The 8,353-nt window shown below is 70.7% G+C and carries 11 protein-coding genes; 10 read left to right on the top strand and 1 reads right to left on the bottom strand.

The window, feature by feature from the left end; genetic code table 11:
• The first annotated feature begins 6 nt into the window (after positions 1-6).
• From gmhB to PKC53_RS18065, 3 genes are read left to right on the top strand one after another with little or no spacing between them, the layout of a single operon-like run.
• A complete protein-coding gene (gene gmhB / locus PKC53_RS18075; protein ID WP_324431176.1) occupies positions 7-612 on the top strand; it encodes a D-glycero-beta-D-manno-heptose 1,7-bisphosphate 7-phosphatase in 606 nt (201 codons plus the stop codon).
• On the top strand, positions 612-1,388 hold the full coding sequence (locus PKC53_RS18070; RefSeq protein WP_324431174.1) for a lysophospholipid acyltransferase family protein: 777 nt from the start codon (positions 612-614) through the stop codon (positions 1,386-1,388). The genes gmhB and PKC53_RS18070 overlap by 1 nt, the downstream gene beginning before the upstream one ends.
• A gap of 10 nt (positions 1,389-1,398) precedes the next feature.
• Positions 1,399-2,274, top strand: a complete 876-nt coding sequence (locus tag PKC53_RS18065; RefSeq protein ID WP_324431172.1) for a SprT family zinc-dependent metalloprotease — start codon at positions 1,399-1,401, stop codon at positions 2,272-2,274.
• A gap of 56 nt (positions 2,275-2,330) precedes the next feature.
• On the opposite strand, the gene PKC53_RS18060 is transcribed toward PKC53_RS18065, so the two are convergent.
• Positions 2,331-3,392, bottom strand: coding sequence for an MBL fold metallo-hydrolase (locus PKC53_RS18060; RefSeq protein ID WP_324431170.1), 1,062 nt, complete (start codon positions 3,390-3,392; stop codon positions 2,331-2,333).
• A 44-nt stretch (positions 3,393-3,436) separates the two neighbouring features.
• On the opposite strand from PKC53_RS18060, the gene PKC53_RS18055 reads away from it, so the two are divergent.
• From PKC53_RS18055 to aceK, 7 genes are all read left to right on the top strand, one after another.
• Positions 3,437-3,877: a MerR family DNA-binding transcriptional regulator gene (locus PKC53_RS18055; protein ID WP_324431168.1), complete on the top strand. Its 441-nt coding sequence runs from the start codon at positions 3,437-3,439 to the stop codon at positions 3,875-3,877.
• Between the two features lie 69 nt (positions 3,878-3,946).
• The gene (locus tag PKC53_RS18050; protein WP_324431166.1) at positions 3,947-4,405 is read left to right on the top strand and encodes a PaaI family thioesterase; all 459 of its coding nucleotides are present in this window, start codon (positions 3,947-3,949) and stop codon (positions 4,403-4,405) included.
• Between the two features lie 23 nt (positions 4,406-4,428).
• Complete coding sequence (locus tag PKC53_RS18045) at positions 4,429-5,610, top strand: isovaleryl-CoA dehydrogenase (protein ID WP_324431164.1); 1,182 nt, start codon at positions 4,429-4,431, stop codon at positions 5,608-5,610.
• Entirely contained in the window at positions 5,610-5,762 is a 153-nt protein-coding gene (locus PKC53_RS18040; protein WP_324431162.1) for a hypothetical protein, read from the top strand. The genes PKC53_RS18045 and PKC53_RS18040 overlap by 1 nt, the downstream gene beginning before the upstream one ends.
• Before the next feature lie 11 nt (positions 5,763-5,773).
• Complete coding sequence (locus tag PKC53_RS18035) at positions 5,774-6,220, top strand: thioesterase family protein (protein WP_324431160.1); 447 nt, start codon at positions 5,774-5,776, stop codon at positions 6,218-6,220.
• Between the two features lie 22 nt (positions 6,221-6,242).
• Positions 6,243-6,917 (top strand): carbonate dehydratase, encoded by a 675-nt coding sequence (gene can / locus PKC53_RS18030; protein WP_324431158.1) that lies wholly within the window; start codon positions 6,243-6,245, stop codon positions 6,915-6,917.
• A 28-nt stretch (positions 6,918-6,945) separates the two neighbouring features.
• Positions 6,946-8,353 (top strand): bifunctional isocitrate dehydrogenase kinase/phosphatase (aceK, locus tag PKC53_RS18025; protein ID WP_324431175.1); only part of this gene is annotated, 1,408 nt, incomplete at its 3' end.

The raw sequence follows: 8,353 nt of genomic DNA, 5'->3' as shown, positions 1-8,353 counted from the left end.
ACTGACATGACGACGTCGCCGCGTCTGATCATCGTCGGCCGCGACGGCATCCTCAACGTCTACCGCGAGGACCACGTGAAGGAGCCGCACGAGTGGCGGCCGATCCCGGGCGCGCTCGAGGCGGTGGCGCGGCTGAACCAGCACGGCTGGCACGTCGTCGTGGCGACCAACCAGTCGGGCATCGGGCGCGGGCTGTTCGACATGGCCTCGCTGAACGCCGTGCACGCGCAGATGATGAAGCTGCTGGCCGCGCAGGGCGGGCGCATCGACGCGGTGTTCTTCTGCCCCCACGCGCCCGAGGAGTCGTGCGACTGCCGCAAGCCGCTGCCGGGCATGATGCTCGACATCGCGAAGCGCTACGGCGTCGACCTGCGCCAGACGCCGATGGTCGGCGACACGCTGCGCGACCTGCAGGCGGCGCAGGCCGCGGGCTGCGAGCCGCACCTGGTGATGAGCGGGCGCGCCGCGTCGCTCGACGAGGCGCAGCTGCAGGCCATCGTCGAGCAGGTGCCGGCAGCGCGCATCCACGCCGACCTCGCCGCCTTCGCCGACGACCTGCTGCGTCGCGAGAACCCGAACGCGCTCGACTCGGGGCACGGGGGCCTGGGCTGATGGCCGGGGCGCTGGCGGCGCTGCGCTCGCTGGCGTACGTGCTGTTCCTCGCGCTCACGGTGATGCCCTGGGCGCTGGCGGTGCTGGTGGCCTCGGTGGTCGTGCGCGGGCCGGCGCTGTACTGGATGTGCGTCGGCTGGCTGCGCGTCGCGATCTGGGGTGCGCGCGCGATCTGCGGCGTGCGCCACCGCGTGAGCGGGCTCGAGCACCTGCCGACCGCGGCCGACGGGCTCGCGTCGGTGCTGCTCGCGCCGAAGCACCAGTCAACCTGGGAGACCTTCGCGCTGCCGACGATCATGCCGCACCCGCTGGCCTACGTGTTCAAGCGCGAGCTGTTGCTGATCCCGTTCTTCGGCTGGGCGATGGGACGGCTGGACATGATCCACATCGACCGCAGCAAGCGTGCCGAGGCCTGGAACAAGGTCGCCGAGCAGGGGCGACGGCTGATGGCCGAAGGCGTGTGGGTCATCATGTTCCCCGAAGGCACGCGCACGCCGCGCGGCGGCCAGGGCACCTACAAGACCGGCGCGGCGCGGCTGGCGATCGCCACCGGCACGCCGATCGTGCCGATCGCCGTCAGCTCGGCGAAGTGCTGGCCGCGGCGCAGCTTCCGGTTGCGCCCGGGCACGATCGACGTCGTCATCGGCCGGCCGATCCCGGTGGCCGGGCGCGAGGCCGACGAACTGATGCGCGAGGTCGAGCAGTGGATCGAGGTGCAGATGCGCCGCCTCGACCCGCAGGCCTACGCCGATGCGTCACCGGCGGTGCGTTCCTAGAATCGGTGCCATGCCCCGCGCGCGCGCCCACGCACCGGCCCAGTTGTCGCTGTTCGACGCGCCTGCGACGCTGCCGCGCGACGATGCGCCTGCCGCGCCCGCAGTCGTCGACGCCTTCGCGCCGCCACCGGCGTTTCGCCACCCGCAGGCCCGGCGGGAGGTCGAACTCGGCGGCCACCGCGTGGCCTACGCGCTGCGCCGCGCGCGGCGGCGCAGCATCGGCTTCGTCGTCGGCGCCGAGGGGCTGACGGTCAGCGCGCCGCGCTGGGTGGGCGTCGGCGAGATCGACGCCGCGCTGCGCACGAAGGCCGACTGGGTGCTGCGCAAGCTGCACGAGCAGGCCGAGCGCCAGCGCCGCCAGGACGCGTTGCGCATCGAGTGGCGCGACGGCGCGACGCTGCCGTTCCTCGGCGAGCCGGTGATCCTGCTGCTCGACCCGCGCGTGGCCGGTGCGGTGCTCGACGCCGGCGCGCAGGCGCTGCCCGGCATCGCGCGGCTGGTGCTGCGCATCGGATTGCCGGCGCATGCCGCGCCCGAGCAGATCCGCGACGCGGTGCACGGCTGGCTGCAGCGCCAGGCCAGGCGCGTGTTCGAGGAGCGCTGCCGCCACTTCGAGCCGCGGCTGGGCGTGCGCACGACGCGCCTGTCGCTGAGCTCGGCGACCACGCGGTGGGGCAGCGCGAGCGCCGACGGCTCGATCCGTCTGCACTGGCGGCTGGTGCACCTGCCGCTGGCGAGCATCGACCACGTCGTCGCGCACGAACTGGCGCACCTGCGCGAGATGAACCACAGCCCCGCGTTCTGGGACGTCGTGCGCTCGGTGCTGCCCGACTACGAACGCACGCGCCGGGCGCTGCGCGACCACCCGTTGCCGCCGGTCGACTGAGTCCCGCGACGCGGCCCCTGCGCCGGTGGCCACCGGCGCAGGGGCCGCGTCGCGGGTCAGGCCGCGGCGAAGCGCCAGATGCCGTCGTCGCCGCGCCGGCGCTCGAGCCGGCCGGCGCACCACAGCGCGTGCAGGTGTGCGATCGCCTCGCCCATCGCGAAGGTCGTCTGGTGCAGGTCGAGTGCGCGATGGAACAGCACCGGCAGCAGGTCGTGCGCGCTGGTCGGGCGCGCGCGGCAGGCGGTCAGCGTATCGGCCAGCCGCGCATCGTGGTGCGCGCGCAGCTGGTCGATGCGTTCATGCAGCCCGATGAACGGCCTGCCGTGCGACGGCAACACCAACGTGTCGGCCGGCAGCGCGCGCAGGCGCTCGAGCGACGCCAGATACATCGGCAGCGGGTCCGCCTCGGGTTCGGCGTCGTAGACGCTGACGTTGGTGCTGATGCGCGGCAGCACCATGTCGCCGGAGATCAGCACGCCGAGCGCCGCGCAGTGCAGCGCGATGTGCTCGGGCGCGTGCCCGTAGCCGGCGATGCAGCGCCAGTGGTGGTCGCCGATGCGCAGCGTCAGGCCGTCGATCAGCCGGCGGTACTGCGCCGGCACCGCCGGCACCAGGCTCGGGTAGTAGCCGGCGCGCGCACGCACCTTCGCCACCGCGTCGGGGTCGATCAGCCCATGCGCGGCGAAGAACGCCGCCGCGCTGTCACCGCCGAAGCCGGTGGTCGACTGGCTGCCGATGCGCGCCGCGTGGTAGTCGGTCGCGCTGATCCACAGCCGCGCACCCCAGCGCTCGGTCAGCCAGTGCGCCAGCCCGATGTGGTCGGGGTGCATGTGCGTGACGATCACGCGCAGCACCGGCAGCGCGTCGAGCCCCTGCGCGAACACACGCTCCCAGGCGTTGCGCGTCGCGTCGCTGGTGATGCCGCAGTCGACGACGGCCCAGCCTTCGCGGCCGTCGTCGGCGCGGTCGCGCAGCAGCCAGAGGTTGACGTGGTCGAGCGCGAACGGCAGCCCCATGCGCACCCAACGCAGCCCCGGCGCGACCTCGAGCACCGTGCCGGGCGCCGGCACCGCGTCGGCCAGCGGGTAGTGCAGCCGGTGCTCGTCGGCGTTGGGCATCGCGGTTTGCTTTACATTGACGTAAACGTCAACCGAGTGTAGCCATGACCGCCACCGCCCGTGCCGAGGCTGCGCCCGGCCGCACCTACACGATCACCGAGCTGGCGCAGGAATTCGACGTGACGCCGCGGGCGATCCGCTTCTACGAGGACATGGGGCTGCTGCAGCCGGCACGCGCCGGGCGCAACCGCGTCTACACGCACCGCGACCGCACGCGGCTGAAGCTGACGCTGCGCGGCAAGCGGCTGGGGCTGAGCCTGTCGGAGGTGAAGGAACTGGTCGAGATGTACGAGTCGCCGGCCGACACCGCGCCGCAGTTGCAGGCCTTCCTGCAGGTGCTGCGTGCGCACCGCGTGCAGCTCGAGCGCCAGCTCGACGACATCCGCGTCACGCTCGAGGAGATCGCCCAGCACGAGGCGCGCTGCCAGAGGCTGCTCGCCGCGCTGGGCGTGCCGGCACGCCGCGGCGACCGCGCCCCGGTCTGATCCGCGCCGCGCGGCCGCGTACAATTAACGTTTACGTAAACGTAAATCGAGCCCGACAGGACGCACCGCATGGCCCACCCGATCCCCGCGGACCCTGGCTACGTGCAACGGTTGCGCGAGTCGTTCGCGCGCCAGCAGGCGATGCACACGCTCGGCGCCGTGCTCGACACCGTCGAGCCCGGCCACGTCGTCATCACGATGCGCCACCGCCCCGAGCTGACGCAGCAGCACGGCTTCGTGCACGCCGGCATCGTCTCGACGGCGCTGGACTCGGCGTGCGGCTACGCGGCGTTCTCGCTGATGCCGGCCGACGCGGCGGTGCTGACGATCGAGTTCAAGGTCAACCTGCTCGCGCCGGCGCGCGGGCCCTGGTTGCGCCTCGAGGGCCGGGTGACCAAGGCCGGGCGCACGATCAGCGTCGTCGACGGGCGCGCGTACCAGCACGAGGCCGGCGGCGACACGCACACACTGATCGCGACGATGTCGGCGACGATGATGACCGTCGTCGGCCGCGGCATCGCCGGCTGACCGCCCTCTCCAGGAGACCTCCGATGAGCCAGCTTCCCGGCCTGAACTTCATGCTCGGCGACGACATCGACGCGCTGCGCGACGCGGTGCGCGCCTTCGCCGACGCCGAGATCGCGCCGCGCGCCGCCGGGATCGACGCCGCAGACCAGTTCCCGATGGACCTGTGGCGCAAGATGGGCGAGCTCGGCGTGCTCGGCATCACCGTGCCCGAGGAATACGGCGGCGCGAACATGGGCTACCTCGCGCACATGGTCGCGATGGAGGAGATCAGCCGCGCCAGCGCATCGGTCGGGCTGAGCTACGGCGCGCACAGCAACCTGTGCGTCAACCAGATCAAGCGCAACGGCAGCGCCGCGCAGAAGGCGAAGTACCTGCCGAAGCTGATCAGCGGCGAGCACGTGGGCGCGCTGGCGATGAGCGAGCCCGGCGCGGGGTCCGACGTGATCTCGATGAAGCTGCGTGCCGAGGACAAGGGCGGGTACTACGTGCTCAACGGCAGCAAGATGTGGATCACCAACGGCCCCGACGCCGACACGCTGGTGGTCTACGCCAAGACCGAGCCCGAGCTGGGCGCGCGCGGCGTGACCGCGTTCCTCATCGAGAAGGGCATGAAGGGCTTCGGGGTCGCGCAGAAGCTCGACAAGCTGGGCATGCGCGGCAGCCACACCGGCGAGCTGGTGTTCGAGAACGTCGAGGTGCCGGCCGAGAACATCCTCGGCGCGCTCAACGGCGGCGCCAAGGTGCTGATGAGCGGGCTCGACTACGAGCGCGCGGTGCTCGCCGCCGGCCCCATCGGCATCATGCAGGCGGTGATGGACAACGTCGTGCCGTACATCCACGACCGCAAGCAGTTCGGCCAGAGCATCGGCGAGTTCCAGCTGATCCAGGGCAAGGTGGCCGACATGTACACCGTGCTGCAGGCCGCGCGCAGCTTCTGCTACACGGTGGGCAAGAACCTCGACGCGCTCGGCAGCGAGCACGTGCGCCAGGTGCGCAAGGACTGCGCCAGCGTGATCCTGTGGTGCGCCGAGAAGGCCACCTGGATGGCCGGCGAGGGCATTCAGATCTTCGGCGGCAACGGCTACATCAACGAGTACCCGCTCGGCCGCCTGTGGCGAGACGCCAAGCTGTACGAAATCGGCGCCGGCACGAGCGAGATCCGGCGGATGCTGATCGGACGAGAGCTGTTCGCGGAGACGATGTGATGGACCGCGACCGGGGCCCCGATCCGGCGCAGGTTCGTGTGCGCACAGCGGACGTGAAGGCGCGCAGCGCCGGCCGCAGCCATGCCGGCGCCGGCACGAGCGAGATCCGGCGGATGCCGATCGGACGAGTGCTCTTCGCGCAAACCATGTGAGGCGGCGCGACGTGGACGGTGCGACGACCGAGACCTACCGTGGCACGGTGTACCCGTGGCACTGCGACCACGTCGGCCACATGAACGTGATGTGGTACGTCGGCAAGTTCGACGAGGCGACGTGGCAGTTGTTCGGCATGCTCGGGCTGACGCCGCAGTGGTTGCGCGAGCACGGCCGCGGCATGGCCGCGCTCGACCAGCGCATCGCCTACCAGCGCGAACTGCGCGCCGGCGACCTGGTCGTCGTGCGCTCGGCGCTGCTCGAGGTGCGCGACAAGACGCTGCGCTTCGCGCACGTCATGCACGACGGCGTCGGCGGGCACGTGGCGGCAATCACGCGGCTCGTCGGCGTGTGCGTGGACACGGCGGCGCGGCGGGCCTGCGCCCTGCCCGACGCGGTGCGTGAACGCGCACACGGCATGCTGCAGCCCGCGTTCGCGCTGCCGTGGAACGATTGAGCCGCAACCGCGGGGCATGCCGATGGCCGACACGCTGAGCGACCTGTTCGAACGCAACCGGCACTGGGCCGCCGACACCGAGGCGCGCACGCCGGGCTTCTTCAGCCGGCTGCTGCAGCAACAGTCGCCGCAGTACCTGTGGATCGGCTGCAGCGACAGCCGCGTGCCGGCCAACGACATCGTCGGGCTGCTGCCCGGCGAGCTGTTCGTGCACCGCAACGTCGCCAACGTCGTCGTGCACTCGGACCTGAACTGCCTGTCGGTGATGCAGTTCGCGATCGACCAGCTCGCGGTGCGCCACATCATCGTCGTCGGCCACTACGGCTGCAGCGGCGTGAAGGCGGCGATGCAGAACCTGCGCGTCGGGCTGGCCGACAACTGGTTGCGCCACGTGCAGGACGTGCGCAACCGCCACGCGGCCTTCCTCGAGAGACTGGGCGACGACACGAGCCGCCACGAGGCGCTGTGCGAGCTCAACGTGCTCGAGCAGTGCCTGAACGTGTGCCAGACCACGGTGGTGCGCGATGCCTGGGCGCGCGCGCAGGCGGTGCGCGTGCACGGCTGGGTCTACGGCCTGCACAACGGGCTGCTGCAGGACCTCCAGATGAGCGTGGCCGGCGCCGACGACGTGGCCGCCGCCTACGGCAATGCGCTCGGCGCGCTGAAGGCGCGCTGGCACCAGCGCGCCGCCGTTTGAACGAAGGGGTGCGATGAGCAAGGCGCTGATGTTCCCGCACCAGCTCACCGACAGCCGCGCGCACGACATCGCGCGCGCGCTGCTCGACGGCTTCAACCGCCACTACCGGCTGTTCCGCGAGACCAGCGCCGCGGCCAAGCGGCGCTTCGAGCGCGCCGACTGGCATGGCCAGCAGCGCGCGCAGCGCGAGCGCATCGAGTTCTACGACAAGCGTGTCGACGAGGCCGCCGAGCGGCTGCAGCGCGAGTTCGCCGCCAGCACGCTGTCCACCGACACCTGGCAGCAGGTCAAGCTGCACTACATCGGACTGCTGGTCAACCACCACCAGCCCGAGCTGGCCGAGACCTTCTTCAACTCGGTGACCACGAAGATCCTGCACCGCAGCTACTTCAACAACGACTTCATCTTCGTGCGCCCGGCGGTCAGTACCGAGTACATCGAGAACGACGAACCCGCCGCCGCGCCGACCTACCGCGCCTACTACCCGACGCTGGCGACGATGCGCGAGACGCTCAAGCGCATCGTCGACAACTTCCAGCTCGCGGTGCCGTTCGAGGATCTCGACCGCGACGTCGACCACGTGATGGCGGCGATGCAGGCCGAGTTCGGCACGGTGCGCGTGCGGGCGAACTTCCAGATCCAAGTCCTGTCGTCGATGTTCTACCGCAACAAGGGGGCGTACGTCGTCGGCAAGATCGTCAACGGCTTCAGCGAGGTGCCGTTCGCGCTGCCGGTGCTGCACGCGGCCAGCGGCAAGGGGCTGGTCGTCGACACGGTGCTGTTCGGCGAGGACGACCTGCTGCTGGTGTTCAGCTTCGCGCGCGCGTACTTCATGGTCGACATGGAGATCCCCAGCGCCTACGTGCAGTTCCTGCGCGGGCTGATGCCGCGCAAGCCGCGCAGCGAGCTGTACTCGGCGCTGGGCCTGCAGAAGCAGGGCAAGAACATGTTCTACCGGGACTTCCTGTACCACCTGCGGCACAGCAGCGACAAGTTCCGCATCGCGCCGGGCATCAAGGGCATGGTGATGCTGGTGTTCGATCTGCCGAGCTTCCCGTACGTGTTCAAGGTCATCAAGGACTTCTACCCGCCGCAGAAGGACACCACGCGCGAGCAGATCAAGGCCAAGTACCTGCTGGTCAAGAGCCACGACCGCGTCGGGCGCATGGCCGACACGCTCGAGTACAGCAACGTCGCGTTCCCGCGCACGCGCTTCGAGCGCGAGCTGGTGCAGGAGCTCAAGCACTTCTGCCCCAGCCTGATCGAGGAGGACCGCGACATGCTGGTGATCAGGCACCTGTACATCGAGCGGCGCATGATCCCGCTGAACATCTACCTGGCCGACGCGAACCCCGAGCAGATCGAGCACGCGGTGATCGAGTACGGCAACGCCATCAAGGACCTGGTGGCCGCCAACATCTTCCCCGGCGACATGC

The sequence above is a fragment of the Azohydromonas sp. genome, from assembly GCF_035325925.1.
Classification (GTDB): Bacteria; Pseudomonadota; Gammaproteobacteria; order Burkholderiales; family Burkholderiaceae_C; genus Calidifontimicrobium.
This window is presented reverse-complemented; position numbering and strand designations above follow the sequence as displayed.